The sequence below is a fragment of the Aquabacterium sp. A08 genome (assembly GCF_011742065.1).
The window spans coordinates 1-25318 of record NZ_JAAQQT010000701.1 but is presented as its reverse complement, the minus strand read 5'-3'; the positions used below and the strand labels follow the sequence as shown (position 1 = coordinate 25318).

Annotated in this window: 22 protein-coding genes; 7 read left to right on the top strand and 15 right to left on the bottom strand. The window is 66.8% G+C overall.

Features of this window, described 5'->3' with window-relative positions; translation table 11 throughout:
• Position 1 precedes the first annotated feature (1 nt).
• Positions 2–2074 carry an excinuclease ABC subunit UvrB gene (gene uvrB, locus HA630_RS21120; protein WP_371809315.1) on the bottom strand — a complete coding sequence of 691 codons (2073 nt, stop codon included), beginning with the start codon at positions 2072–2074 and terminating at the stop codon, positions 2–4.
• A gap of 147 nt (positions 2075–2221) precedes the next feature.
• Here uvrB and HA630_RS21115 point away from each other — a divergent pair, with 147 nt between their 5' ends.
• From HA630_RS21115 to rsxB, 3 genes are all read left to right on the top strand, one after another.
• Complete coding sequence (locus tag HA630_RS21115) at positions 2222–3418, top strand: amino acid aminotransferase (RefSeq protein ID WP_166837529.1); 1197 nt, start codon at positions 2222–2224, stop codon at positions 3416–3418.
• Positions 3419–3497: 79 nt separating this feature from the next.
• A complete protein-coding gene (locus tag HA630_RS21110) occupies positions 3498–5009 on the top strand; it encodes a polyhydroxyalkanoate depolymerase (protein WP_166837527.1) in 1512 nt (503 codons plus the stop codon).
• 54 nt (positions 5010–5063) lie between these two features.
• Positions 5064–5726, top strand: coding sequence for an electron transport complex subunit RsxB (gene rsxB / locus HA630_RS21105; RefSeq protein WP_166837526.1), 663 nt, complete (start codon positions 5064–5066; stop codon positions 5724–5726).
• A gap of 75 nt (positions 5727–5801) precedes the next feature.
• Here rsxB and HA630_RS21100 read toward each other — a convergent pair whose 3' ends face one another.
• The 6 genes from HA630_RS21100 to scpA are packed head-to-tail and all read right to left on the bottom strand — an operon-like array spanning position 5802 to position 13884.
• On the bottom strand, positions 5802–6287 hold the full coding sequence (locus tag HA630_RS21100) for a VOC family protein (protein WP_166837525.1): 486 nt from the start codon (positions 6285–6287) through the stop codon (positions 5802–5804).
• Positions 6284–8335 carry an acetyl/propionyl/methylcrotonyl-CoA carboxylase subunit alpha gene (locus tag HA630_RS21095; protein WP_166837523.1) on the bottom strand — a complete coding sequence of 684 codons (2052 nt, stop codon included), beginning with the start codon at positions 8333–8335 and terminating at the stop codon, positions 6284–6286. The genes HA630_RS21100 and HA630_RS21095 overlap by 4 nt, the downstream gene beginning before the upstream one ends.
• 22 nt (positions 8336–8357) lie before the next feature.
• Positions 8358–9890 carry an acyl-CoA carboxylase subunit beta gene (locus HA630_RS21090; RefSeq protein WP_166837521.1) on the bottom strand — a complete coding sequence of 511 codons (1533 nt, stop codon included), beginning with the start codon at positions 9888–9890 and terminating at the stop codon, positions 8358–8360.
• A 9-nt stretch (positions 9891–9899) separates the two neighbouring features.
• Positions 9900–10688: an RIO1 family regulatory kinase/ATPase gene (locus tag HA630_RS21085; RefSeq protein WP_166837519.1), complete on the bottom strand. Its 789-nt coding sequence runs from the start codon at positions 10686–10688 to the stop codon at positions 9900–9902.
• On the bottom strand, positions 10682–11737 hold the full coding sequence (gene meaB / locus HA630_RS21080; RefSeq protein WP_166837517.1) for a methylmalonyl Co-A mutase-associated GTPase MeaB: 1056 nt from the start codon (positions 11735–11737) through the stop codon (positions 10682–10684). Before meaB ends, HA630_RS21085 begins: the two co-directional genes overlap by 7 nt.
• Positions 11734–13884: a methylmalonyl-CoA mutase gene (gene scpA, locus HA630_RS21075; RefSeq protein WP_166837515.1), complete on the bottom strand. Its 2151-nt coding sequence runs from the start codon at positions 13882–13884 to the stop codon at positions 11734–11736. The genes meaB and scpA overlap by 4 nt, the downstream gene beginning before the upstream one ends.
• 108 nt (positions 13885–13992) lie before the next feature.
• Here scpA and HA630_RS21070 point away from each other — a divergent pair, with 108 nt between their 5' ends.
• Complete coding sequence (locus HA630_RS21070; RefSeq protein ID WP_166837513.1) at positions 13993–14640, top strand: GntR family transcriptional regulator; 648 nt, start codon at positions 13993–13995, stop codon at positions 14638–14640.
• Here the strand turns inward: HA630_RS21070 and dusA are convergent.
• The 4 genes from dusA to HA630_RS21050 all read right to left on the bottom strand — a co-directional run bounded on the left by dusA (position 14637) and on the right by HA630_RS21050 (position 19487).
• Positions 14637–15686 carry a tRNA dihydrouridine(20/20a) synthase DusA gene (gene dusA / locus HA630_RS21065; RefSeq protein WP_166837511.1) on the bottom strand — a complete coding sequence of 350 codons (1050 nt, stop codon included), beginning with the start codon at positions 15684–15686 and terminating at the stop codon, positions 14637–14639. The two genes, HA630_RS21070 and dusA, sit on opposite strands and share 4 nt — an antisense overlap.
• 68 nt (positions 15687–15754) lie before the next feature.
• Complete coding sequence (gene phbB / locus HA630_RS21060) at positions 15755–16492, bottom strand: acetoacetyl-CoA reductase (RefSeq protein WP_166837509.1); 738 nt, start codon at positions 16490–16492, stop codon at positions 15755–15757.
• Positions 16493–16531: 39 nt separating this feature from the next.
• Positions 16532–17710, bottom strand: a complete 1179-nt coding sequence (locus tag HA630_RS21055; RefSeq protein WP_166837507.1) for an acetyl-CoA C-acetyltransferase — start codon at positions 17708–17710, stop codon at positions 16532–16534.
• Positions 17711–17747: 37 nt separating this feature from the next.
• The gene (locus tag HA630_RS21050) at positions 17748–19487 is read right to left on the bottom strand and encodes an alpha/beta hydrolase (protein WP_166837505.1); all 1740 of its coding nucleotides are present in this window, start codon (positions 19485–19487) and stop codon (positions 17748–17750) included.
• Positions 19488–19622: 135 nt separating this feature from the next.
• On the opposite strand from HA630_RS21050, the gene HA630_RS21045 reads away from it, so the two are divergent.
• The gene (locus HA630_RS21045; RefSeq protein WP_166837503.1) at positions 19623–19943 is read left to right on the top strand and encodes a hypothetical protein; all 321 of its coding nucleotides are present in this window, start codon (positions 19623–19625) and stop codon (positions 19941–19943) included.
• Here the strand turns inward: HA630_RS21045 and pgeF are convergent.
• The 3 genes from pgeF to HA630_RS21030 are packed head-to-tail and all read right to left on the bottom strand — an operon-like array spanning position 19863 to position 21819.
• Positions 19863–20675 carry a peptidoglycan editing factor PgeF gene (gene pgeF / locus HA630_RS21040; protein WP_166837501.1) on the bottom strand — a complete coding sequence of 271 codons (813 nt, stop codon included), beginning with the start codon at positions 20673–20675 and terminating at the stop codon, positions 19863–19865. The genes HA630_RS21045 and pgeF overlap by 81 nt on opposite strands.
• Positions 20672–21349 carry a maleylacetoacetate isomerase gene (maiA, locus tag HA630_RS21035; RefSeq protein WP_166837499.1) on the bottom strand — a complete coding sequence of 226 codons (678 nt, stop codon included), beginning with the start codon at positions 21347–21349 and terminating at the stop codon, positions 20672–20674. The genes pgeF and maiA overlap by 4 nt, the downstream gene beginning before the upstream one ends.
• A gap of 38 nt (positions 21350–21387) precedes the next feature.
• Positions 21388–21819: a MarR family winged helix-turn-helix transcriptional regulator gene (locus tag HA630_RS21030; protein WP_166837497.1), complete on the bottom strand. Its 432-nt coding sequence runs from the start codon at positions 21817–21819 to the stop codon at positions 21388–21390.
• A 150-nt stretch (positions 21820–21969) separates the two neighbouring features.
• Between HA630_RS21030 and HA630_RS21025 the strand changes: the two genes are divergently transcribed.
• On the top strand, positions 21970–23013 hold the full coding sequence (locus HA630_RS21025) for a TRAP transporter substrate-binding protein (protein ID WP_166837495.1): 1044 nt from the start codon (positions 21970–21972) through the stop codon (positions 23011–23013).
• Positions 23014–23086: 73 nt separating this feature from the next.
• A complete protein-coding gene (locus HA630_RS21020; RefSeq protein WP_166837493.1) occupies positions 23087–23641 on the top strand; it encodes an NUDIX hydrolase in 555 nt (184 codons plus the stop codon).
• Positions 23642–23689: 48 nt separating this feature from the next.
• On the opposite strand, the gene HA630_RS21015 is transcribed toward HA630_RS21020, so the two are convergent.
• Positions 23690–25318, bottom strand: a 1629-nt coding sequence (locus HA630_RS21015) for a bifunctional diguanylate cyclase/phosphodiesterase (RefSeq protein ID WP_166837491.1), incomplete at its 5' end; no start/stop codon positions are given.

Here is a 25318-nt window from a genome sequence, read left to right as displayed (position 1 = left end):
GTCAGGCGGCGGTCACCGTGTCCGAACCGTGGGCGCCGAGCACCTGGTCTTTCAGGCGGGCGAGCTGGTCGCGCACCCGGGCGGCCTGCTCGAACTCCAGGTTCTTCGCATGTTCCAACATCAGCTTTTCCAGGCGCTTGATTTCTTTGGCCAGGTCTTTTTCGCTCATGTCCTGGATGTCGGCCAGGTGCTTTTGCGCGTCGGCCAGCTTGGCGGCTTCCTGGCCGGCCTTTTCGCTGTACACCCCGTCGATCAGGTCCTTGATGCGCTTGACCACGCCCTTGGGCGTGATGCCGTGCGCTTCATTGAAGGCCATCTGTTTGGCGCGGCGGCGCTCGGTTTCGCCGATGGCGCGTTTCATCGAGTCGGTGACGCGGTCGGCGTACAGAATCGCCATGCCGTTGAGGTTGCGCGCCGCGCGGCCGATGGTCTGGATCAGCGAACGCTCGGAGCGCAAAAAGCCTTCCTTGTCGGCGTCCAGAATCGCCACCAGGCTCACTTCCGGAATGTCCAGCCCCTCGCGCAGCAGGTTGATGCCCACCAGCACGTCGAAGGCGCCCAGGCGCAGGTCGCGGATGATCTCGACCCGCTCCACCGTGTCGATGTCGCTGTGCAGGTAGCGCACCTTGACGCCGTTTTCGGTCAGGTAGTCGGTCAGCTGCTCGGCCATGCGCTTGGTCAGGGTGGTGATGAGCACCCGCTCGCCCTGCTCCACCCGCAGGCGGATTTCGCCCAGCACGTCGTCCACCTGGTGCGTGGCCGGGCGCACCTGCACCTCCGGGTCCACCAGGCCGGTGGGGCGCACCACCTGTTCCACCACTTGGCCGGCGTGCTGCTTTTCGTAGTCCGCCGGGGTGGCCGACACGAAGATGCACTGGCGCATCTTGGTCTCGAACTCCTCGAACTTCAGCGGCCGGTTGTCCAGCGCGCTGGGCAGGCGAAAACCGTATTCCACCAGCGTGGTTTTGCGGGCGCGGTCGCCGTTGTACATGCCGCCCAGCTGTCCGATCATCACGTGGCTCTCGTCCAGGAACATCAGCGCGTCCTTGGGCAGGTAGTCGGTCAGCGTGCTGGGCGCCTCGCCGGCGGCGCTGCCGGCCAGGTGGCGGCTGTAGTTCTCGATGCCCTTGCAATGGCCCACCTCGGTCAGCATTTCCAAATCAAACCGGGTGCGCTGCTCCAGCCGCTGCGCCTCCACCAGCTTGCCCATGCCCACCAGTTCTTTCAGGCGCTGGGCCAGTTCTTCTTTGATGGCTTCCACCGCGCTCAGCACCTGCTCCCGCGGCGTCACGTAGTGGCTGCTGGGGTAGACGGTGAAGCGAGGGATCTTCTGCTTGATGCGCCCGGTCAACGGGTCGAACAGCTGCAGCGTGTCCACCTCGTCGTCGAACAGCTCGATGCGGACGGCCAGCTCCGAGTGTTCGGCCGGGAACACATCGATGGTGTCGCCGCGTACGCGGAACTTGCCGCGCGAAAAATCCTGCTCGTTGCGCTGGTACTGCATGCGCACCAGTTGGGCAATGAGGTCGCGCTGGCCCACTTTGTCGCCGCTGCGCAGCGTCAGGATCATCTGGTGGTAGCTCTCGGGCTTGCCGATGCCGTAGATGGCCGAGACCGTGGCCACGATCACCACGTCGCGCCGCTCCAGCAGGCTTTTGGTGCAGCTCAGGCGCATCTGCTCGATGTGCTCGTTGATGGCGCTGTCCTTCTCGATGAACAGGTCGCGCTGCGGCACGTAGGCCTCGGGCTGGTAGTAGTCGTAGTAGCTGACGAAGTACTCGACCGCGTTCTTGGGGAAAAACTCGCGGAATTCGCTGTACAACTGCGCCGCCAGCGTCTTGTTGGGTGCGAACACGATGGCCGGCCGCCCCAGGCGGGCGATGACGTTGGCCATGGTGAAGGTTTTGCCCGAGCCGGTCACGCCCAGCAGGGTCTGGAACACCTCGCCATCCTGCACCCCTTCCACCAGCTGGGCGATGGCCGTGGGCTGGTCGCCCCCGGGCGGAAAAGGTTGAAACAGCTCGAACGGCGAGCCGGGGAAGGAAACGAATTGGCCGGGGGTGTCGGTGGTCACGTGCAGGCTGCGCGGGCGCTTGGAGGGGAGTTGCCGAGTTTACGGGCCCGGACGGACGTGCCGGGGCGGTAATAAAATGCGGGGTTGCGATCACCCGTGCGGTGACGCGTTTGTGCCTCTCCAATTTTCACCACAGGCTGTCCCACCATGTCTTTGTTCAGCGCCGTCGAAATGGCCCCCCGCGACCCCATCCTGGGTCTGAATGAGCAGTTCGCTGCCGACACCAACCCCCAGAAAGTCAACCTGGGCGTGGGCGTGTACTACGACGACAACGGCAAGCTGCCCCTGCTGCAGTGCGTGCAGGCCGCCGAAAAAGCCATGATGGACAAGCCCACCGCCCGCGGCTACCTGCCCATCGACGGCATCGCCGCCTACGACAACGGCGTCAAGGCCCTGGTGTTTGGCGCCGACAGCGAGCCGGTGCAAAGCGGCCGCGTGGCCACGGTGCAGGCCATTGGCGGCACCGGCGGCCTGAAGATCGGTGCCGACTTCCTGAAAAAGCTCACCCCCAACGCCAAGGTGCTGATCAGCGATCCGAGCTGGGAAAACCACCGCGCCCTGTTCGCCAACGCCGGCTTCGAAGTGGACACCTACGCCTACTACGACGCCGCTGCCCGTGGCGTCAACTTCGACGGCATGCTGGCCAGCCTGAACGCCGCCGCGCTCGGCACCATCGTGGTGCTGCACGCCTGCTGCCACAACCCCACCGGCTACGACCTGACTCCGGCGCAGTGGGACCAGGTGATCGCCGTCGTCCAGGCCCGTGGCCTGACCCCCTTCCTGGACATGGCTTACCAGGGCTTCGGTTTCGGCATTGCCGAAGACGGCGCCGTGATCGCCAAGTTCGTGGCCGCTGGCCTGACCTTCTTCGTCTCCACCAGCTTCTCCAAAAGCTTCAGCCTGTACGGCGAGCGCGTGGGCGCCCTGAGCGTGCTGTGCGAAAACAAGGAAGAAGCCGCCCGCGTGTTGAGCCAGCTCAAGATCGTCATCCGCACCAACTACTCCAACCCCCCCACCCATGGGGGGGCGGTGGTGGCCGCGGTGCTGAACAATCCGGAGCTGCGTGCCTTGTGGGAAAAAGAGCTGGGTGAGATGCGCGTGCGCATCAAGGCCATGCGCCAGAAGCTGGTCGACGGTCTCAAAGCCGCCGGCGTGCAGCAGGACATGTCTTTCATCACCACCCAGATCGGCATGTTCAGCTACTCCGGTCTGTCCAAAGACCAGATGGTGCGCCTGCGCAGCGAGTTCGGTGTCTACGGCACCGACACCGGCCGCATGTGCGTGGCCGCGCTCAACAGCCAGAACATCGACCACGTCTGCAAGGCGATCGCGGCCGTCATGTGACGCGTCACCCAGGTGTCAGGACGGCCTCAGGCTTTCCTGATACCATTTGCTGCACTGCAACATAAGTCCGGAGAATTCCATGCTGTACCAACTGTACGAAACCCAGCGTTCCCTGATGGAGCCTTTCTCTGACTTTGCGCAGTTGACGGCCAAGCTGTACACCAACCCGCTGTCGCCTGCGGCCCAGGCGCCGTTCGCGCAGCGGATTGCCGCCGCCTACGACCTGTTCCACCGCCTGGGCAAGGACTACGAAAAGCCCGAGTTCGGCATCCGCACGGTGGACATCGGCGACAAGCACGTCGCCATCCACGAGCGGGTGGAAATCGACAAACCGTTCTGCGAACTGCGCCGCTTCAAGCGCTACAGCGACGACCCGCAGACGCTGACCGCCCTCAAGCAACAGCCGGTGGTCCTGATCGTGGCGCCGCTGTCGGGCCACTACGCCACCCTGCTGCGCGACACGGTGCGCACCATGCTCAAGGACCACAAGGTCTACATCACCGACTGGAAAAACGCGCGCCTGGTGCCGCTGTCGGAAGGCGAGTTCCACCTGGACGACTACGTCAACTACGTGCAGGAATTCATCCGCTACCTGCAGGCCGAATACGGCAACTGCCACGTGATGAGCGTGTGCCAGCCCACCGTGCCGGTGCTGGCCGCCGTTTCGCTCATGGCCAGCCGTGGCGAAACCACGCCGCTGTCCATGACCATGATGGGCGGCCCCATCGACGCGCGCAAGTCGCCCACCGCGGTGAACGCCCTGGCGGTGCAGCGCAGCTTCGAGTGGTTCGAAAACAACGTGATCTACCGCGTGCCCACCAACTTCCCCGGTGCCGGCCGCCGCGTGTACCCCGGTTTCCTGCAGCACACCGGCTTCATCGCCATGAACCCGGACCGCCACGCCAGCAGCCACTACGACTACTTCCAGGACCTCATCAAAGGCGACAACGAAAGCGCCGAGGCCCACCGCAAGTTCTACGACGAGTACAACGCGGTGCTGGACATGGACGCCGACTACTACCTGGAAACCATCAACACGGTGTTCCAGGAGTTCAAGCTGGTGCACGGTACCTGGGAAGTGCGCAACCCGCAAGGCGTCAAGGAGCGGGTGCGCCCGCAGGACATCCGCACCACCGGCCTGCTGACGGTCGAAGGTGAGTTGGACGACATCTCCGGCAGCGGCCAGACCCGCGCCGCCCACGACCTGTGCAGCGGCATCGAGGCCTCCGAGCAGCACCATTTCGAGGTGCAGGGCGCCGGCCACTACGGCATTTTCAGCGGCAGCCGCTGGCGCCAGATGGTGTACCCGGTGGTCAAGGCCTTTATTCTGTACCACCAGCCCAAGCCGCCTGCGGTGGTCACAGCCCCGGCCGTGGTGACCCCGGTGGTTCAAGAGGCGGCACCGGCCGTGACCGTGGAAGTGGTCGCCAGCGCCACGGCCCCCGTGGAGACTCCGGCGACGGCAGCCGCTTCCAGCCCGGTCAGCGCCGCACAGTCCGTAGTGCCTGCCGCCGAAAGCGCGGCCCAGGCACCGGCCCCGGTTGCCGCCGCACCGGCTCGCAAGCGCGCCGCCCCCAAAGGTGGGCGCTGAACCGTCCGGCCTTGTTCAATGCACGACGATCCGCGTGAGCGGGTCGTTTTCTGTATGACCGCGCCCGACCTGGTGGACCGCATCGATGCGGCGTTGCCACAAACCCAGTGCACCCGCTGCGGCTACCCCGATTGCCACGCCTACGCGGTGGCGGTGGCCGCAGAGGAGGCCGAGATCAACCAGTGCCCCCCCGGAGGCGCCGAAGGCATCGCCCGGCTGGCGCGGCTCACCGGGCGCCCCGCCCTGCCCCTGAACCCGGCGCATGGGGTGGAAGGGCCGATGACGGTGGCGGTCATCGACGAGAACTGGTGCATCGGCTGCACCCTGTGCATCAAGGCCTGCCCCACCGACGCCATCGTCGGCACCCACAAGCGCATGCACACCGTGCTGCCGCAGCACTGCACCGGTTGCGACCTGTGCCTGCCGGTGTGCCCGGTGGACTGCATCCAGATGCACCCCGTGAGTGGCGAGCGCACCGGCTGGGACGCGTGGTCGGCGGCGCAGGCCGAACACGCCCAAGCGCGGTACACCTGGCACCAGACCCGCACTCAGCGGGCCAGCTTGGAGCACCGGGAACGCCAGGACGCCCGGGCACAGGACAAGCTGGACCACCTGGCCGAGCACTCCAGGCACAGCGACCCGGCGGTGCTGGACCGCAAGCGGGCCCTGATCGAAGCGGCCCTGGCCCGCGCCCGCGCGGCCCGACCCGCGTCCTGAAGCCGACCGTCTCCGACCCATCGGACAAGCAAAAAGGGGCCGAAGCCCCTTGGAGTCACTGCCGGGAGAACGCCCTCAGTGGGGCTGGCCCGCCAGCGCCGCGAAGGCCTGCACCACCTCGGCCGGTGCCTGCACCAGCTCGATCAGCACGCCCTCGCCCGCGATGGGAAATTCGTCGTTGGCCTTGGGGTGCAGGAAGGTGATGTCAAAGCCGGCCGCGCCCTTGCGGATGCCACCCGGTGCGAAGCGCACGCCGTGGGCCGTGAGCCACTCCACCGCTTGGGGCAGGTCGTCGATCCACAGGCCCACGTGGTTCAGCGGCGTGGTGTGCACCGCCGGCTTTTTCTCGGGGTCCAGCGGCTGCATCAGGTCCACCTCCACCTTGAAGGGGCCGCTGCCCATGGCGCAGATGTCCTCGTCCACGTTCTCGCGTTCGCTCTTGAACGTGCCGGTGACTTCCAGGCCCAGCATCTCCACCCACAGTTTCTGCAGGCGGGTCTTGTCCGGGCCACCGATGGCGATCTGCTGGATGCCCAGCACCTTGAAGGGTCGTTGGCTCACTTTTCGAACTCCACAATCGGCTGGTCCACGACCAGGCTCTCGCCCTTGCTGGCCAGCACCTTGGCCACCACGCCGTCGGCGGCGGCGAACAGCACGTTCTCCATCTTCATGGCTTCGATCACGGCCACGCGTTCGCCGGCCTGGACCTTCTGGCCGGGCTTGACGGCCACGTCCACCAACAGGCCGGGCATGGGCGACAGCACGAACTGGCTCATGTCGGGCGCGGCCTTGTAAGGCATCTGGCGGTACAGCTCGGCCATGCGCGGCGACACCACCATGCACTCCAGCTTGGTGCCGTTGTGCTGCACCACCAGGGCCAGCGGGTTCTTCTTCGAGCCACGCTCCACCTGGGCGGTGAAGGGCTGGCCGTTGACCTCGCCGGTGATGACGATGTCGTTCAGGCGCGAGGGCGAGCTGATCTTGTAGCGCTGCTCACCCACGGTGACGGAGGCGTAGCCCGTCTCACCGGTGAACTCGTCCACGTGCACCGGGGTGAAGCTGTGGCGGCCTTCCATGTCCAGGCCGATCACGGTGTAGTCCTTGCCCACCTTCACGCCGTAACCCGGCAGTTGGCCGCTCAGGCCGGTGGCGCGCTCGCGCGACTTGCGGCGCACGAAAGCGGCCAGGGCCACCAAGAAGTCCTGGTCGTCGTGCGGCACGTCTTCGGCGCGGAAACCGCCCGCGTAGTGGTGCGCAATGAAGCCGGTGTTGAAATTGCCCGAGACGAAGTCGGGGTGCGCCAGCAGCGCCGCCTGGAAGGGGATGTTGCTGTTGATGCCGCGGATCACGAAGCCGTTGAGCGCCTCGCGCATCTTGGCGATCGCATCGTTGCGGTCCTTGCCGTGCACGATGAGCTTGGCGATCATCGAGTCGTAGAACATCGGGATCTCGCCGCCTTCGAACACGCCGGTGTCCACGCGCACGCCGTACTTGTGGCCGATGTCGGCCTGCCACATGGTTTCCTGCGGCGGGTCGAAGCGCACCAGGCGGCCGGTGGACGGCAGGAAGTTGCGGAACGGGTCTTCGGCGTTGATGCGGCACTCGATGGCCCAGCCGTCGCGCTTGACGTCGGCCTGGGTGAAGGCCAGCTTTTCGCCGGCGGCCACGCGGATCATCTGCTCCACCAGGTCCAGGCCGGTGATGCACTCGGTCACCGGGTGCTCCACCTGCAGGCGGGTGTTCATTTCCAGGAAGTAGAAGTCCTGGTTTTTGCCCACCACGAATTCCACCGTGCCGGCGGACTGGTACTTCACCGCCTTGGCCAGGGCCACGGCCTGCTCGCCCATGGCCTTGCGGGTTTCGTCGGAAATGAAGGGCGACGGCGCTTCTTCGATCACCTTCTGGTGGCGGCGCTGGATCGAGCATTCGCGCTCGTTCAGGTACAGCACGTTGCCGTGGCTGTCGCCCAGGATCTGGATCTCGATGTGGCGCGGCTGCTCGACGAACTTCTCGATGAAGATGCGGTCGTCACCGAAGCTGTTGCGGGCCTCGTTCTGGCAGGCGGTGAAGCCTTCCAACGCTTCCTTGTCGTTGAAGGCCACGCGCAGGCCCTTGCCGCCGCCGCCGGCCGAGGCCTTGATCATGACAGGGTAGCCAATGCCCTTGGCAATCTCCACCGCGGCTTCGGCGTTGGCGATCGGGTCGTTGTAACCCGGGATGGTGTTGACCTTCGCTTCGTTGGCCAGCTTCTTGGAGGCGATCTTGTCGCCCATGGCCGCAATGCTGTGCGCCTTGGGGCCGATGAAGGCGATGCCTTCGTCTTCGCAGCGCTGGGCAAAGGCCTCGTTTTCGCTCAGGAAGCCGTAGCCGGGGTGGATGGCTTCGGCGCCGGTCTGCTTGGCCGCCGCGATGATCTTGTCGGCCACCAGGTAGGACTCGCGCGAGGGCGCCGGGCCCAGCAGCACGGCCTCGTTGGCCAGGCGCACGTGGCGCGCTTCCTTGTCGGCCTCGGAATACACCGCCACGGTGGCAATGCCCATTTTCTTGGCGGTGGCGATGACGCGGCAGGCGATCTCGCCCCGGTTGGCAATCAGAATTTTCTTGAACATGTGGGGACTCCTGGGGCGCGGATTACAGGGGGATGTTGCCGTGCTTGCGCCACGGGTTTTCGATCTTCTTGTCCTTGAGCATCACCAGCGAGCGGCAGATGCGCTTGCGGGTGTTGTGCGGCATGATCACGTCGTCGATGTAGCCGCGCTTGGCCGCCACAAAGGGGTTGGCGAAGTTGGCCTTGTACTCGGCCTCGCGGGCGGCGAGCTTTTCCGGGTCGTTCTTGTCTTCGCGGAAGATGATTTCCACCGCGCCCTTGGCGCCCATCACCGCGATCTCGGCGTTGGGCCAGGCGAAGTTCACGTCGCCGCGCAGGTGCTTGGAGGCCATCACGTCGTAGGCGCCGCCGTAGGCCTTGCGGGTGATCACGGTGATCTTGGGCACCGTGCACTCGGCATACGCGTAGAGCAGCTTGGCGCCGTGCTTGATGATGCCGCCGTATTCCTGGCTGGTGCCGGGCATGAAGCCGGGCACGTCCACGAAGGTGATGACGGGGATGTTGAACGCGTCGCAGAAGCGCACGAAGCGCGCGGCCTTGATGGACGATTTGATGTCCAGGCAGCCGGCCAGCACCAGCGGCTGGTTGGCCACGATGCCCACGGTCTGGCCGTCCATGCGGGCAAAGCCGACGATGATGTTGGCCGCGTAGTCGGGCTGGATTTCGAAAAAGTCGCCGTCGTCAACCGTCTTGAGGATCAGCTCCTTCATGTCATAGGCCTTGTTCGGGTTGTCCGGCACCAGGGTGTCCAGGCTCATCTCGACGCGGTCGATCGGGTCACCGCTGGGGCGCACCGGCGCTTTTTCGCGGTTGTTCAGCGGCAGGTAGTTGTAGAGGCGGCGCAGCATCAGCAGCGCTTCCACGTCGTTCTCGAAGGCCAGGTCGGCCACACCGCTCTTGCTGGTGTGGGTCACGGCGCCGCCCAGTTCCTCGGCGGTAACTTCTTCGTGCGTCACCGTCTTCACCACCTCGGGGCCGGTCACGAACATGTAGCTGCTGTCCTTCACCATGAAGATGAAGTCGGTCATGGCGGGCGAATACACCGCGCCGCCGGCCGACGGGCCCATGATCATGCTGATCTGCGGCACCACGCCACTGGCCATGACGTTGCGCTGGAACACCTCGGCGTAACCGCCGAGCGAGGCCACGCCTTCCTGGATGCGAGCACCGCCCGAGTCGTTGAGGCCGATCACCGGCGCGCCGACCTTCATGGCCTGGTCCATGATCTTGCAGATCTTCTCGGCGTGCGCTTCGGACAGCGCGCCACCGAAAACGGTGAAGTCCTGGCTGAACACGAACACCAGGCGACCGTTGATCATGCCATAGCCGGTGACCACGCCGTCGCCGGGGATCTTGTTGTCCTGCATGCCGAAGTCGGTGCAGCGGTGCTCGACGAACATGTCCCATTCTTCGAAGGTGCCTTCGTCCAGCAGCACTTCCAGGCGCTCGCGCGCGGTGAGCTTGCCTTTTTTGTGCTGGGCGTCGATGCGCTTCTGGCCACCGCCGAGTCGGGCGGCGGCGCGCTTTTGTTCGAGTTGTTGAAGGATTTCTTGCATGAAAAGCTCCTAGGAAAGGGCGGGTTCGGAAGTGTTCCAGTGGTGCATGAATTCGGCCAGGGCCTGGACGGTGACGACATCGCGTCCCCACGGCTTGCGTTCACGCGGCAGATGGCGCAGCCAGGCCAGGCCACGGGCGGCCTGACGCACCTGTTGCAGCACGGGCGGAGCCATCCGCCGTGCCACGGCCGACCAGACGGCCAACAAGTCGGTGCGCGGGGCGCTGTGCACCCAGACCGCCGACAACAGGTAGGCCATCAGGTCGCGCGCCTGGGCGGTGGACAGGGGCATCGCTTCCAGGGGGTCGTCCTCGAAGTCGATGAACCACAGCTGGCCCTGGCTGACCAGGATGTTGCGGGCAAAGGCCTGGCTCAGGTACTGGCCGCGGCCGTGCAGGTCGAGCAGGCCTTCCAGCCCCTGGCGGAAAGCGGCCAGGGCCTGGGCGGGTTCGGCGACAAAGTGCTGTTGCAGGGCATCGCCCTCGACACGGCGCAGCACGATGAACTGGTCGGCGTGGTGCAACACCTCGGGCACCGGCACGCCGGCGGCGGCCAGGGCCCGCAGGCGGCGCACCTCGGTGGCCTGGGCCGCCGCCCCACCCCGCGCCGGCACCGGGCGCAGCAGGGGGTTGCGGGTGCAGCGCGACAGGGCCGACAGCACGCGGAAACGCCAGGGCCCACGGGCTGGCCGCTGGCCCTTGACCACCACCCGCCCCTCGGGCAGTTCGAACATCTCGACCCGGTGCTGGCGCCAGCCGGGCGAGGTTTCGATGGTGTGCAAGGACGCGGCGCTCAGCACGGACGCGTCTCCAGTGCCTCGGGCGGGCGCAGGTGCGTCACGGCGGGCAGAAAGGCGTTGAGCAGTTCGCGCGCGGCGGTGGAGGCCACCATGCGACCAGCGAGTACGTCGGCCGACAGGGCCGGCAGCCGTGCCTGCGTGGCGGGGTGGTGGCGGAAGGCGTCTCGCAGGCCGGCGTCGATGCGCTCCCACATCCAGGCCTGGGCCTGGCGCTGCCGCTTGGCGTCGAAACGGCCGTTGGCGCCCTGCAGGCGGCGGAATTCGCCGACCTGGGCCCAGAAGCCGTCCACCCCCCGGTTGTTGAGCGCGCTGATCTGCACCACGGTGGGGTGCCACAGCGCCTCGTCGTGGTGGGCGTGTTCGGGGTTGCCGTGCTGGCCCAGCAGCCGCAGCGAGGACTGGATCTGTGCCTGCGCGCGGGTGGCGGCGTGGGGGTCGATGTCGGCCTTGTTGATGACCACCAGGTCGGCCAGCTCAATCACGCCCTTCTTGATCGCCTGCAACTCGTCGCCGGCATTGGGCAGTTGCAGCAGGCAGAACATGTCGGTCATGTTGGCCACCGCGGTTTCGGACTGGCCCACGCCCACCGTTTCCACGATGACCACGTCGTAGCCCGCCGCCTCGCAGACCAGCATGGCCTCGCGGGTTTTCTCGGCCACGCCGCCCAAGGTGCCGCTGCTGGGGCTGGGGCGAATGTAGGCGCGCTCGTGCACGCTCAGGTGTTCCATGCGGGTCTTGTCGCCCAGGATGGAGCCGCCCGAGACGCTGCTGGACGGGTCCACCGCCAGCACCGCCACGCGGTGGCCCTGTGCAATCAAATACAGGCCCAGCGCCTCGATGAAGGTCGATTTGCCCACACCCGGCACGCCGCTGATGCCCAACCGCAGCGCGCGGCCGGTGTGGGGCAGCAAGGCGGTCAGCAGTTCGTCGGCCAGCGCGCGGTGGTCGGCGCGGGTCGACTCCAGCAGCGTGATGGCCTTGGCCATGGCGCGCCGCTGGACCGCGGCACCGCCGCGGACGATGCCTTCGAGCAAAGCCTGAGGGGTCAAGCGATGGCCTTTTTGATCTGCTCCAGCACGTCCTTGGCGCTGGCGGGAATCGGGGTGCCGGGGCCGTACACGCCCTTGACGCCGGCCTCGTACAGCATGTCGTAGTCCTGGCGCGGGATCACGCCGCCCACGAACACGATGATGTCATCGGCGCCCTGCTTCTTCAGCTCGGCGATGATGGCTGGCACCAGCGTCTTGTGGCCGGCGGCCAGGGTGGACACGCCCACGGCGTGCACGTCGTTCTCGATCGCCTGGCGGGCGCATTCTTCCGGGGTCTGGAAGAGCGGGCCCATGTCCACGTCGTAACCCAGGTCGGCGAAAGCGGTGGCCACCACCTTGGCGCCGCGGTCGTGGCCGTCCTGGCCCAGCTTGGCGATCATCACGCGCGGGCGGCGGCCCTGCTCTTCGGCGAAGGCGGCGATTTCTTCCTTCAGCTTTTCCCAGCCTTCGGCTGAATCGTAAGCCGCGGCGTACACCCCGGTCACCTTTTGCGTGTCGGCGCGGTGGCGCCCGTACACCTTTTCCAGCGCGTCGGACACCTCGCCGACGGTGGCGCGCAGGCGAATGGCCTGGATGGACAGGTCCAGCAGGTTGCCTTGGCCGGACTCGGCGGCCGCGGTCAGCGCGTCCAGTGCGGCCTGCACCTGGGCGTTGTCGCGGCGGGCCTTGATGGCCTGCAGGCGGGCGATCTGGCCGTCGCGCACCTTGACGTTGTCCACGTCCAGGATCTCGATCGGGTCTTCCTTGGCCAGCTTGTACTTGTTGACGCCGACGATCACGTCCTTGCCGCTGTCGATGCGCGCCTGCTTTTCAGCGGCGGCGGCTTCGATCTTGAGCTTGGCCCAACCGCTGTCCACGGCCTTGGTCATGCCGCCCATGGCATCGACCTCTTCGATGATGGCCCAGGCCTTGTCGGCCATTTCCTGGGTCAGCGACTCCATCAGGTAGGAGCCGGCCCAGGGGTCCACCACGTTGGTGATGTGGGTCTCTTCCTGGATGATGAGCTGGGTGTTGCGCGCGATGCGGGCGCTGAACTCGGTGGGCAGCGCGATGGCTTCGTCCAGCGAGTTGGTGTGCAGCGACTGGGTGCCGCCGAACACGGCCGCCATGGCCTCGATGGTGGTGCGCACCACGTTGTTGTACGGGTCCTGCTCGGTCAGGCTCCAGCCGCTGGTCTGGCTGTGGGTGCGCAGCATCAGGCTCTTGGGGTTCTTGGCGTTGAAGCCCTTCATGATGCGCGTCCACAGCAGGCGGGCCGCGCGCATCTTGGCGATTTCCAGGTAGAAGTTCATGCCCACCGCCCAGAAGAAGGACAGGCGGCCGGCAAAGTCGTCCACGTCCATGCCCTTGGCGATGGCGGTCTTCACGTATTCCTTGCCGTCGGCCAGGGTGAAGGCCATTTCCAGCGCCTGGTTGGCACCGGCTTCCTGCATGTGGTAGCCGCTGATGGAAATCGAGTTGAACTTCGGCATGTGCTTGGCCGTGTACTCGATGATGTCGCCGATGATCTTCATCGACGGCTCCGGCGGGTAAATGTAGGTGTTGCGCACCATGAACTCTTTCAGAATGTCGTTCTGAATCGTTCCGGCCAGCTGGTCCTGGCTCACGCCCTGTTCTTCGGCGGCCACCACGTAGCCCGCCAGCACCGGCAGCACCGCGCCGTTCATGGTCATGGAGACGCTCACCTTGTCCAGCGGGATGCCGTCGAACAGGATCTTCATGTCCTCCACGCTGTCGATGGCCACGCCGGCCTTGCCCACGTCACCGGTCACGCGCGGGTGGTCGGAGTCGTAGCCGCGGTGGGTGGCCAGGTCGAAGGCCACCGACACGCCCTGCCCGCCCGCGGCCAACGCTTTGCGGTAGAAGGCATTGGACTCTTCGGCGGTGGAGAAGCCGGCATACTGACGGATGGTCCAGGGGCGCACCGCATACATGGTGGCCTGCGGGCCGCGGATGAAGGGTTCAAACCCCGGCAGCGTGTTGGTGTACGGCAGGTTTTGCACGTCCTCGGCCGTGTACAGCGGCTTGACCACGATGCCGTCCGGCGTGGTCCAGTTCAACTGGTCGGGCGAGCCGCCCTTGAGCGATTTGGCCGCGGCGGCTTGCCAGTCGGCCAGGGTAGCGGGCTTGAATTCGGACGAGGACATGCGGGACACCTGAAAAAAACTGTGAACTTCCGAATTTTACATCATTCATAATTATTGATGCAAAATCCTGAGCCAGCCTACAATACTGGTTAGTCACACCGATCCGCCATGTCTGCCCTGTCCCTCACCCCGCGCGCGCTGTACGAAGAAGTCGCCGAACTGCTGCGCCAGCGCATCTTCAACCGCGAGCTGCCGCCGGGGAGCTGGATCGACGAACTCAAGATCGCCGAGGAACTGGGCATCAGCCGCACGCCCCTGCGCGAGGCCATCAAGGTGCTGGCGGCCGAAGGCCTGGTGACGATGAAGGTGCGGCGCGGCGCCTATGTCACCGAAGTATCCGAACAAGACTTGCGCGAAGTTTACGAGCTGCTGTCTTTGCTGGAATCGGACGCGGCCGGCGCCGTCTGCCGACTGGCCACCGACGCCGAACTGGCCACCCTGAAAACCCTGCACGAGGACCTGGAGCGGGCAGCGCAGCCGGGCACCGGCTCGCGCGAACGGTTTTTCGAGCTGAACGAGGCCTTTCACCTGCAGGTGCTGGAACTGGCGCGCAACCGCTGGCGCAAACAGATGGTGGCCGACCTGCGCAAGGTCATGAAGCTCAACCGCCACAGCTCGCTGTTCAAGTCGGGGCGGATCGAAGAATCGCTCAAGGAACACCGCGCCATCCTGGCCGCACTGCTGGAGCGCGACGCCGAGCAGGCCAGCCGCCGCGTGCGCACCCACTTCAGCAACGGCCTGCAGGCCGCGGCCTAAGGCGCGGCGGCGGCCGCCACCGGATCGCTGTGCAGCGGGTCGGTCAGTTGGTCGCGTGCATACGCTTCCTGGGCCAAGGCCAGCACCTCGCGCGGGGGCAAGGGTTTGAGCTTGTGGTTGCTCCACACCTGGCGCCAATGGCGGGCGCCGCGCTGGCCGTGGCGCAGGCCCAACATGTGCCGGGCGATGGCGTACCAAGGCGTGCCGTCCTCGGCCGCTTCGCGCTCCATGTAGTCCACCATCGCCAGTTCCACCGCATCGCGCGACAGCTCCCGCGCCGGTGCGCCCCAGTAGCGCGCGTCCCACTCGGTCATCAGCCAGGGGCGGTAGTACACCTCGCGGCCCAGCATGGCGCCGTCCAGATGCTGCAGGTGGGTGTCGATCTGCGCGTTCGTTTGCACGCCGCCGTTGACCACCAGCGTCAGTTGCGGGAAGTCCTGCTTCAGGCGGTAGGCCAGTTCGTAGCGCAGCGGCGGCACCTCGCGGTTTTCCTTGGGGCTCAGCCCCTGCAGCCAGGCGTTGCGGGCGTGGACGATGAAGACCTCGCAGCCGGCCTCGGCCACGGTGCCCACAAAATCGCGCACAAAGTCGTAGCTCTCGATCTTGTCGATGCCGATGCGGTGCTTGACCGTCACCGGCAGCGACACCGCATCGCGCATGGCCTTGACGCCGTCGGCCACCAGCCGGGGCTCGGCCATCAGGCAGGCGCCGAAGGCGCCGCGCTGCACCCGGTCGCTTGGGCAGCCGCAGTTGAGGTTGATTTCGTCGTAACCCCAGGCCGCCCCCAGGCGGGCGCCGTGCGCCAGGTCGGTCGGGTCGCTGCCGCCCAGTTGCAGCGCGACCGGGTGTTCGGTCTCGTCCCGGCGCAAGTGGCGTCGCGGATCGCCGTGCCGCAGGGCGCCGGTGGTCACCATTTCGGTGTAGAGGCGGGTGTGGCGGGTCAGCAGGCGGTGAAAGTAGCGGCAGTGCTTGTCGGTCCAATCGAGCATGGGCGCCACGCTCAGGCGCCAGGGGCTGATGGGGGTCTCGGGAGAAATCGCGGTCATGGGAGCGATTATCCCTGCGGGCACAAAAAAACCCGCCGAAGCGGGTTTCGGAGTGATGCCTTGCGGCCTCAACCCATGTGCAGACCGCCGTTGCAGGAGAAGTCGGCCCCGGTGGTGAAGCCGGAGTCTTCGCCGGCGAGCCAGGCGACGATGGAGCCGATCTCTTCCGGTGCCCCCAGGCGCTTGACCGGGATGGTGGCGACGATTTTTTCCAGCACGTCCGGACGGATGGCGCGGACCATGTCGGTACCGATGTAGCCCGGGCTGACGGTGTTCACCGTCACGCCTTTGGCGGCCACTTCCTGGGCCAGGGCCATGGTGAAGCCGTGCATGCCGGCCTTGGCGGCCGAGTAGTTGGTCTGGCCAGCCTGGCCTTTTTCACCGTTGACCGACGAGATCTGGATGATGCGACCGAAACCGCGCTCCACCATGTCGGGCACGACCTGTTTGGTCACGTTGAACATGGAGGTCAGGTTGGTGCTGATGACGGCGTTCCAGTCGTCCAGCGTCATCTTGAGGAACATGCGGTCGCGGGTGATGCCGGCGTTGTTCACCAGCACATCGATCGGGCCGTGCTCGGCCTTGGCCTTGGCAAAGGCTTCCACGGTGGAGTCCCAGTCGGCCACGTTGCCCACGCTGGCGTAGAAGGTGTAGCCCAGGGCTTTCTGCTCGTCCAGCCATTTCTGGTAGTCCCGGGTGGGGCCGCAACCGGCGATGACCTTGAAACCGGCCTGGCCCAGGCGTTGGCAAATGGCGGTCCCGATGCCACCCATGCCTCCGGTGACGTATGCGACTTTTTGACTCATGCTCTGCTCCTCTGTGTGTGATGAGTGTGGGGGAAAATTTCAGCGTTCCAGGGTCAGCGACACGCCCATGCCACCGCCGATGCACAGTGCGGCCAGGCCCTTCTTGGCGTCGCGGCGCTGCATTTCGTGCAGCAGTGTGACCAGGATGCGGCAGCCGGACGCCCCGATGGGGTGGCCGATGGCGATGGCGCCGCCGTTGACGTTGACCTTGGCCGGGTCGATGCCCAGCTCCTGGTTCACGGCGCAGGCCTGGGCGGCGAAGGCCTCGTTCAGCTCGAACAGGTCGACGTCGCTGGCGGCCCAGCCGGCGCGTTCCAGCGCCTTGCGCGAGGCCGGCACCGGGCCCATGCCCATGGTCGCCGGGTCCAGGCCGCTGGTGCCGAAGCTCTTGATGGTGGCCAGGGGCTTGAGGCCCAGGGCGGCGGCCTTGCTGGCCTTCATCACCATCACGGCGGCGGCGCCGTCGTTGATGCCCGAGGCGTTGCCGGCGGTGACGCTGCCGGCCTTGTCAAAGGCGGGGCGCAAACCGGCCAGCGCGTCGGCGTTGGTCTTTTTGTTGATGTATTCGTCGGCGTCGAACACCAGCGGGTCGCCCTTCTTTTGGGGGATCACCAGCGGCACGATCTCGTCCTTGAACTTGCCGGCCTCTTGCGCGGCGGTGGCCTTCTGCTGGCTGGCCAGGGCCAGGGCGTCCTGCTGCTCGCGGGTGATGCCGTGGGCCTTGGCCACGTTCTCGGCGGTGATGCCCATGTGGTACTGGTTGTACACGTCCCACAGGCCGTCGACGATCATGGTGTCGACCATCTTCCAGTCGCCCATGCGCTGGCCGTCGCGGCTGCCGTTGAGCACGTGTGGGCTGGCGCTCATGTTTTCCTGGCCACCGGCGATGACGATCTCGCTGTCGCCCCAGGCCACGGCCTGTGCGGCCAGCATCACGGCCTTGAGGCCCGAGCCGCAGACGGCGTTGATGGTCAGCGCCGGGGTTTCCTTGGCGATGCCGGCCTTCATCATGGCCTGGCGCGCCGGGTTCTGGCCTACGCCCGCGGCCAGCACCTGGCCCATGATCACTTCACCGATCTGGTCGGCGCCCACGCCGGTGCGCTCCAGCAGGGCCTTGATGACGGTGGCCCCCAGCTCGGTGGCGGGAATCTTGGACAGGCTGCCGCCAAACTTGCCCACGGCGGTGCGGGCCGCGCCCACGATCACGATGTCTTCCATGCTCTTTCCTTTTGCGGTTGGGGTCAAAAACGGGAGGTCAGGCCTTGGCCTTGACGTAGCGGCCCGGGGCCGGCTCGATGGGTTTGTGCTTGCGGTTGCCGTAGGCCTTGGGCGCGGCCACCAGCTTGCCGGCCTGGCCCTGCAGCCACTCGGCCCAGTCGCCCCACCAGCTGCCCGGGTGCTCGGTGGCCGAGGCGATCCAGGCGTCGGCCGTGGCCGGGAAGTGATGGGCCGGGCCGATCCAGTGGCTGCGCTTGCCCTTGCTGGCCGGGTTGATGACGCCGGCGATGTGGCCCGAAGCCCCCATCACGAAGCGCTTGGGGCCGGTGAAATGCTGGGTGGTGGCGTAGGCCCCGTCGATGGGCACGATGTGGTCTTCGCGCGAACCGTAGATGTACACCGGGATGTCCACCTGGCCGAGGTCGACCTTCTCGCCGCACACCGTGGCCTGGCCCGGGCGGCACAGGCGGTTTTCCAGGTAGGTGTTGCGCAAATACCAAGCGTAGTAGGGGCCAGGCAGGTTGGTGCTGTCGCCGTTCCAGTACAGCAGGTCGAACGGCGGCGGGCTTTCGCCCTTGAGGTAGTTGCCCACCACGTAGTTCCAGACCAGGTCGTTCGGGCGCAGGAAGCTGAAGGTGGTGGCCAGGTCGCGGCCGGGCAGCAGCCCGCCGTTGGCGAACTGCATCTCGCGGAACTTGACGAAGGCCTCGTCGATGAACACGTCCAGGATGCCGGTGTTGCTGAAGTCCAGCAGCGTGGTCAGGAAGGTGGCGCTGTGCACCGGCTTTTCGCCGCGCGCGGCCAGCACCGCCAGGGCCGTGCCCAGCATGGTGCCGCCGACACAGAAACCCAGCGCGTTGATGGTGTCGGCGCCGGTGATCTCGCGGGTGATACCGATGGCCTGGATCACCGCGTCCTCGATGTAGTTGTCCCAGGTCTTCTGGGCGCAGGACTGGTCGGGGTTGCGCCAGCTCACCACAAAGGTGCGGTGGCCCTGCTCCACCGCGTAGCGGATCAGCGAGTTCTCGGGCTGCAGGTCGAGGATGTAGAACTTGTTGATGCAGGGCGGCACCATCAGGAACGGCCGCTCGTAGACCTTGGCGGTCAGCGGCTTGTACTCGATCAGCTGGAACAGATCGTTTTCGTAAACGACCTGGCCTTCGCTGGTGGCGACGTTGCGACCCACCTCGAAGGCGGACTCGTCGGTCATGGACACGTGGCCCTGCTTCATGTCGTGCAGCAGGTTCTGGATGCCCTTGGAAATGCTTTCGCCCTGGGTGTCCAGGGCTTTCTTCTGCGCCTCGGCGTTGAAGGCCATGAAGTTGCTGGGCGCACTGGCGTCGATCCACTGCTGTACCGCAAAATTGATGCGGGCACGGGTCTTGGTGTCGGCGTCGACCGCATCGACCATGGCCATCAGGGTGCGGGCGTTGAGCAGGTAGGCCGCGGCCGCGAAGGACGACAACGGGTTGCTGCCCCAGGCCTCGCTGGCAAAACGGCGGTCTTTCAGGGGTTTGGCCTGCAGGCCCTGGTTCCACAGTTCACCCACCTCGCGCAGGTAGGTCTGCTGGATGCCGATCCACTTTTCGGTGTCGAACTTGACCGGCTGGCCGGTGATCTTGCTGAACAGCTCGGAGATGTTGGCGCTGCTGGGCAAGGCGAACTGGGGGGTGGGCGTGCCGCTGGCCTGGCTGGCTTGCAGCATTTGTGTCCACTGTTGCATCGCCGTCTGCTGGAACTGCTGGGCGGACTGCAGCCAGGGGTTGTCTGGGGTCATGGGTGTCTCCGGGTGGGGAAGCGGCGCGGCGCGAAAGCCTAGGGTTTCGCGTGCAGTGGATGCAGTGTCGAGCAAGGAACTTCCAACTGCCTGACAATGGCGGAATCTGGGGCAATCCCGCGAAAACGGTAGCACATGTATTTGGTCATTCTTGCCTGGCTGTACGTCGCCGTTCTGATGGCGCTGGCCGAAGCCATGAGCCACAACGGCACCCTCCTCGGAGCTATTGTCACCTTTTTTCTTTACGGTTTGATGCCAATCGCATTGGTGGTTTACCTGATGGGTACGCCCTTGCGACGCAAGGCGCGTGCCAGGCAGGAAGCCGCGGCACAGGTGACCACCGGGGCCCTGCCCGCGGGGTTGGAGACCACCCCCTCAGTCACGCCAGATGCAGGCGGCGAAGCGCCCGGTGCTGCCGAGGCGGGCGGCGTCGCGCCGGTGGGAAAACAGCCGTGACGGCTGGGCCACGGTGCACCAGGCGGGGCTGCTGTCGTTGCCACTGAGGCGCTTGAACCCCAAGGCCTGCAAGCGCCGCCGGGCCAGCCAGGCCAGGTCGGCCCAGTGCTTGCCTGGATGGTCCGGCACAGGGCGAAAGCCGGCCGTGGCGCCGGGGTCGTGTTGCACGAAAGCGGTGCGCACCTCCTCGCCCACCTCAAACGCTTGCGGCCCGATGCACGGCCCTAGCCACACCGTCAGCGCGGCCCGATCCGCCCGGGCCTGAGCGGCCGGCCAGGCCTGCACCAGCGCCTCCAGCACGCCCTGCCCCGCCACGCCGGCCAGCCCGCGCCAGCCGGCGTGGACGGCGGCCACGCTGGCGCCGTCCGGCGCGGCCAGCAGCAGGGGCAGGCAGTCGGCCACCATCATGGTGCAGGCCAGGCCCGGTGCGTCGGTCCAGCTGGCGTCGGCTTCCAGGCCCTGGGGGCTGTTGGGGGTCAGGCGCACCACCGTGGCGCCGTGCACCTGGCGGCAAAACACCGGCGTGGCGCCCAGGCCCTGTGCCAGCTCGGCACGGTGGATGGCCACCGCTTGGGGGTCGTCGCCCACGTGGTCGCCCAGGTTGAAGCCGGCCCAGGGGCCTTGCGAGTGCCCGCCCAGCCGGGTGGTGTGGCCGGCCTGGACGCCGGCGGGCCAATCGGCCACGGCCGGTTGCCAGCTGGCCCAGGCGGGGGTGTCCGGCGCCGCGGTCACGGCTGGGCGTCGGGGCAATGGCGCGGGTGGGCGCGCTCAAAGGCGTCCAGACGCATGCAGGCCTCGTAGGCGCGCAGGGTCAGGGGCAGGTCCTCGTACACCAGGCCAAAGCGCTGGCCGTTGACCACCTGGGGCACCAGGCAGCAATCGGCCAGGGTCGGGGTGTCGCCGTAGGAATACACCGAAGGCGGCAGGTCCGACGCGGCGCGCAGCGCCTGCAGGTCTTGCAGCCGGCGCTCGTAGGCGCGCAGCCCTTCGCGCACCCAGTGGTTGTACCAGTCGGCGCGCTGCGCCTCGGTCAAGCCCAGCGGCCCGCCCAGGTACTGCAGGATGCGCAGGTTGTTCACCGGGTGCACCTCGCAGGCGATGGTCTGGGCCAGGGCGCGCACCCGGGCGCGGCCCAGCGGATCGGCCGGCAGCAGGGGCGGCGTGGGGTGGGTCTCGTCCAGGTATTCGATGATGGCCATAGACTGGCTCAGCAGCGCCTCGTCCGGCTGGCCCTGCACGTCCAGCACCGGCACCAGGGTGTCGGGGCTGATGGCGCGGTAGGCGTCCTGGCGGTGCTCGCCCTGGGCCAGGTGCACCGGGACGTAGTCGTAGGACAGGCCCTTGAGGTTCAGGGCGATGCGCACCCGGAAGGAGGTGCCCGAACGGAAGTAGTTGTACAAGCGCATGCGGCCAGTCTAACGCCGGTCGCAGCCGCCCGCCCACCTCATGACGGGGGGGCGCCCACCACCTTGCGCAGCAGCCGGCCCAGTTCGTCCGCCTCGGCCGGGGTGAGCGCTTGCAGCAGACGGGCCTGGGACCGCGCGATCGGCGCACGCAAGGCCTCCACCACCCGCTCGCCCTCGGCGGTGATCCAGAGCAGCCGGCGGCGGCGGTCCCGGGGGTCGCGCTCGCGGCGCAGCCAACCCTTGCCCTCCAGCCGTTCGATCACCGACCCCGAAGTGGCCGGGTCCAGCGCCACCCGCTGGGCCAGGGTCACCTGGTCCAGCCCGGGGCCGTCGATGAGGGCGTTGAGCATGGCGAACTGCACCTGGGTCACGTCGTGCCCGGCGGCTTCGGCCATGAACAGGGCGACGGACGTCTGGTGGGCGCGGCGGATCAGGTGCCCGGGCGCGGCCGCAAAGTCGAAACTCTCCATGCCCGCATTGTGCCGCCGTGGCCGGTCACATTTCGCCACCAATTTGGCGTACAGTGCGTGAACCCTCGGGGCTGGCGGCCATCAGACCCTAATAACCCACCAGGCCGTCGCCGGTGTTCCATCCCCTCGTCGTTGAAGGAGACAACCCCCATGATCCAGCGCAGAAGCCTGCTGCAATCGGGCGCCGCCATCGCCCTGGGCGCCCCCGCCCTGATCGGTTTCGCCCAGCAGAGCGTGACCTTGAAATTCCACACCTTCATGTCGCCCACCTCCAACGTGTGGCTGAACATGCACAAGGCGTGGATGGACAAGGTGGAGAAAGAGTCTGCCGGCCGCATCAAGTTCGAGGCCTACCCGGCCATGCAGTTGGGCGGCTCGCCGGTGCAACTGTTCGACCAGGCCAAGGACGGGGTGGTCGACATCGTCTGGACCCTGCCGGGCAACACGCCGGGCCGTTTCCCGCGCACCGAGGTGTTCGAGCTGCCCTTCATGATGAGCAACGCCGAGGCCACCTCCAAGGCCTTCTGGGAATTCATCCAGACCCAGGCGCCCGACGAGTACCGCGGCGTCAAGACCCTGGCGTTGCAGGTGCACGGCCCGGGCATGCTGCACACCAAGAACAAGGTCATCCAGCACCCGGACGACCTGCGCGGCCTGAAGATGCGCGGCCCCACCCGCCAGATCACCAAGCTGCTGAGCAACCTGGGCGCCTCGCCGGTGGGCATGCCGCTGCCGCAAATCCCGGACGCCCTGTCCAAGGGTGTGATCGACGGCTGCGCCATCCCCTGGGAGGTGGTGCCGTCGGTGAAGGTGCACGAACTGACCCAGTTCCACAGCGAATTCGACCCCAAGGGCGGCGCGCTGTACACCGCCACCTTCGTGATGGCGATGAACCAGCGCAAGTACGACAGCCTGCCGCCGGACCTGAAGAAGGTGATCGATGCCAACAGCGGCCTGGCCACCTCGGCCTTCCTGGGCCGGGTGCAGCAGGGCGGCGATGCGCCGGCACGCAAGCTGGCGGTGGAACGCGGCAACAAGATCCACACCATCGGCCTGGCGGAGTCGCAGGAATTCCGCCGCCGTGCGCGCCAGGTGGAGGTGGAGTGGGTGCAGGACATGGACAAGCGCGGCTTCAACGGCCGCGAACTGCTGAACGCGGCGCGTGCGCTGATCGACAAACACAGCAGGGCCTGACCCCTGCCCTGCGCGGACCACGGCCCTTCGGGGCCGTTTTTGTGGGTATCGCACACGCACTACACTCCAGCACATGTTTCGCGCCCCCATCCAACACTGCCGCCAATGCGGCACGGCCGTTGAACACCGCATCCCCGACGATGGCGACACCAAGGTTCGGGCGGTGTGCCCGAGCTGCGGCACCATCCACTACGAAAACCCGCTCAACGTGGTGGGCACGGTGCCGCATTGGGGCCCCACCGGCGAGCAGGTGCTGCTGTGCAAGCGCAACATCGAGCCGCGGCTGGGCAAGTGGACGCTGCCGGCCGGTTTCATGGAGCTGAACGAAACCACCGCCGAAGGGGCGATGCGCGAAACCCACGAAGAAGCCGGCGCGCAGATCGAGATGCAGGGCCTGTTCACCCTGCTCAACGTGGCCCGGGTGGGCCAGGTGCACCTGTACTACCGCGCGCGGCTGCTGAGCGACCGTTTCGAGCCGGGCCACGAAACCCAGGAAGCGCGGCTGTTCACCGAGGCCGAGATTCCTTGGGAGGAACTGGCCTTTCGCACCGTCAAGGAAACGCTGGAGCGCTACTTCGAGGACCGGCGCAAGGGCCACTTCGGCGTGCACACCGGCGACATCGCCTAAGCGCCTAAGCGCCTAAGCGCCTGACGACAGGCCGGCGGGCGCTGCGCTTTAGCGCGGGCGGGTGTAATCGCGCGCCAGCGCTTCAAGCGCGTGCGCCGACATGGGTTTGCCCAGCAGGTAACCCTGCACCTCGTTGACGCCCACCGCCTCGATGAAGTCGCACTGGCGCTGGGTCTCCACGCCCTCGGCGATGACCGACATGCCCAGCGCCTGCGCCAGCACCACGATGGCACGCACGATGGCGCGGTCGCCCATGGACTGGGTGATGTCGGTGACGAAGGCCCGGTCGATCTTGATGACGTCGATCGGGAACTTCATCAGGTAGGCCATGGACGAGTGACCGATGCCGAAGTCGTCAATGGCGATCTGGAAGCCGGCCTGGCGGAATTCCTCCAGCAGCTGGATGGAGTGTTCCACGTCCTGCATCGCCAGGCTTTCGGTGATCTCCAGTTCGATCAGGCGGGGCGACGCCCCGGCGCTGCGGCAGGCGTGGGCCACCGTGTCGAACAAGCCGAGCGACAGGAACTGGCGCGGCGACAGGTTGATGCCGATGCGCAGGTTCAGGCCCTGGCGCTCCCAGGCGGCGGCCTGGCGGCAGGCCTCCTGCACCACCCAGGCGCCGACCTCGTGGATCAGCCCGGTTTCTTCCAGCAAAGGCACGAAATGCACCGGCGGCACCACGCCCAGTTCCGGGTGGCGCCAGCGGATCAGGGCCTCGGCGCCGGTGATGCGGCCAGAGGCGAAGTCCAGCTGCGGCTGGTACAGCAGGAAAAATTCCTGGCGCTCCAGCGCCTTGTGCAGGCCGCGCTCCAGCTCCAGCTGGGCGCGCTGCTGGCGCGCCACCTCGGGGTCGCTGCTGGCACGCAGGCAGGGCTGGCCGGTGCGGCGGGCGTTGCGCTGGGCTTCCTGGGCGTGCTTGAGCAGGGCGTCGGCGTCGGACACGTCGCCCGGGAACACCGCAAAACCCGCCGACAAGGCCAGAAACAGCTCGTGTTCGGCCAGCCGGAACGGTTCGGACAATTTGCCCAGCAAGGCCTGGAAGCGCTGGGCGGCACTGGCCTCGTCGGTGGCCACCACCATCACCGCGAACTCGTCGCCGCCGATGCGCGCCACCTCGGCCCCGACCGGCCCGACGGCGTCTTTCAACCGTTGGCCCACCAGGCTGAGCAACTTGTCGGCCAAGGCTTCGCCCAGGCTGTCGTTGTAGCGGCCAAAGCGCGACAGGTCGATGGTGCCGACCAGCAGCACGTTGCGCTGCTGGACGCGGAAGCTGTCCATGGCGTTGCGCACCTGCAGCAGGAACAGGCGGCGGTTGCCCAGGCCGGTCAGCTCGTCGTGCATCGCCAGGAAATCGACCAGGGCCTCGGTGCGGCGGCTGTCGGTCAGGTCCTGGAACACACCGAACACCCGCTGGGCGTCTTCGCCCTGGGTGCCGCGTTCGCCCACCAGGCGCAGCACGCGTTCACCGCCCGGCGCCAGCAGGCGGAACTCCAGGTCGAGCTTGGTGCCGGTTTCGCGGGCACGCTCCAGCCCGGCCATGAGCCGCTTGCGGTCGTCGGGGTGGGCCCGCTCCCCCAGGGCCGACAGGTCGCGCAGCTGGTGGGCGGCCACCCCGGTGAGCAGTTCCAGCTCGTCGGACCAGTCCAGGGCACCGCTGTCCAGGCTCCATTCCCAATG

Excerpts from the sequence above, each read along its gene's own strand:
- scpA (WP_166837515.1), bottom strand. The coding sequence starts at position 13,884 with ATGTCCTCGTCCGAATTCAAGCCCGCTACCCTGGCCGACTGGCAAGCC.
- HA630_RS21110 (WP_166837527.1), top strand. The coding sequence starts at position 3,498 with ATGCTGTACCAACTGTACGAAACCCAGCGTTCCCTGATGGAGCCTTTC.
- maiA (WP_166837499.1), bottom strand. The coding sequence starts at position 21,349 with ATGCGCTTGTACAACTACTTCCGTTCGGGCACCTCCTTCCGGGTGCGC.
- HA630_RS21070 (WP_166837513.1), top strand. The coding sequence starts at position 13,993 with ATGTCTGCCCTGTCCCTCACCCCGCGCGCGCTGTACGAAGAAGTCGCC.
- HA630_RS21020 (WP_166837493.1), top strand. The coding sequence starts at position 23,087 with ATGTTTCGCGCCCCCATCCAACACTGCCGCCAATGCGGCACGGCCGTT.
- HA630_RS21090 (WP_166837521.1), bottom strand. The coding sequence starts at position 9,890 with ATGCAAGAAATCCTTCAACAACTCGAACAAAAGCGCGCCGCCGCCCGA.
- HA630_RS21030 (WP_166837497.1), bottom strand. The coding sequence starts at position 21,819 with ATGGAGAGTTTCGACTTTGCGGCCGCGCCCGGGCACCTGATCCGCCGC.
- HA630_RS21095 (WP_166837523.1), bottom strand. The coding sequence starts at position 8,335 with ATGTTCAAGAAAATTCTGATTGCCAACCGGGGCGAGATCGCCTGCCGC.
- phbB (WP_166837509.1), bottom strand. The coding sequence starts at position 16,492 with ATGAGTCAAAAAGTCGCATACGTCACCGGAGGCATGGGTGGCATCGGG.
- HA630_RS21055 (WP_166837507.1), bottom strand. The coding sequence starts at position 17,710 with ATGGAAGACATCGTGATCGTGGGCGCGGCCCGCACCGCCGTGGGCAAG.
- HA630_RS21025 (WP_166837495.1), top strand. The coding sequence starts at position 21,970 with ATGATCCAGCGCAGAAGCCTGCTGCAATCGGGCGCCGCCATCGCCCTG.
- rsxB (WP_166837526.1), top strand. The coding sequence starts at position 5,064 with ATGACCGCGCCCGACCTGGTGGACCGCATCGATGCGGCGTTGCCACAA.
- HA630_RS21045 (WP_166837503.1), top strand. The coding sequence starts at position 19,623 with ATGTATTTGGTCATTCTTGCCTGGCTGTACGTCGCCGTTCTGATGGCG.
- HA630_RS21115 (WP_166837529.1), top strand. The coding sequence starts at position 2,222 with ATGTCTTTGTTCAGCGCCGTCGAAATGGCCCCCCGCGACCCCATCCTG.
- dusA (WP_166837511.1), bottom strand. The coding sequence starts at position 15,686 with ATGACCGCGATTTCTCCCGAGACCCCCATCAGCCCCTGGCGCCTGAGC.
- HA630_RS21050 (WP_166837505.1), bottom strand. The coding sequence starts at position 19,487 with ATGACCCCAGACAACCCCTGGCTGCAGTCCGCCCAGCAGTTCCAGCAG.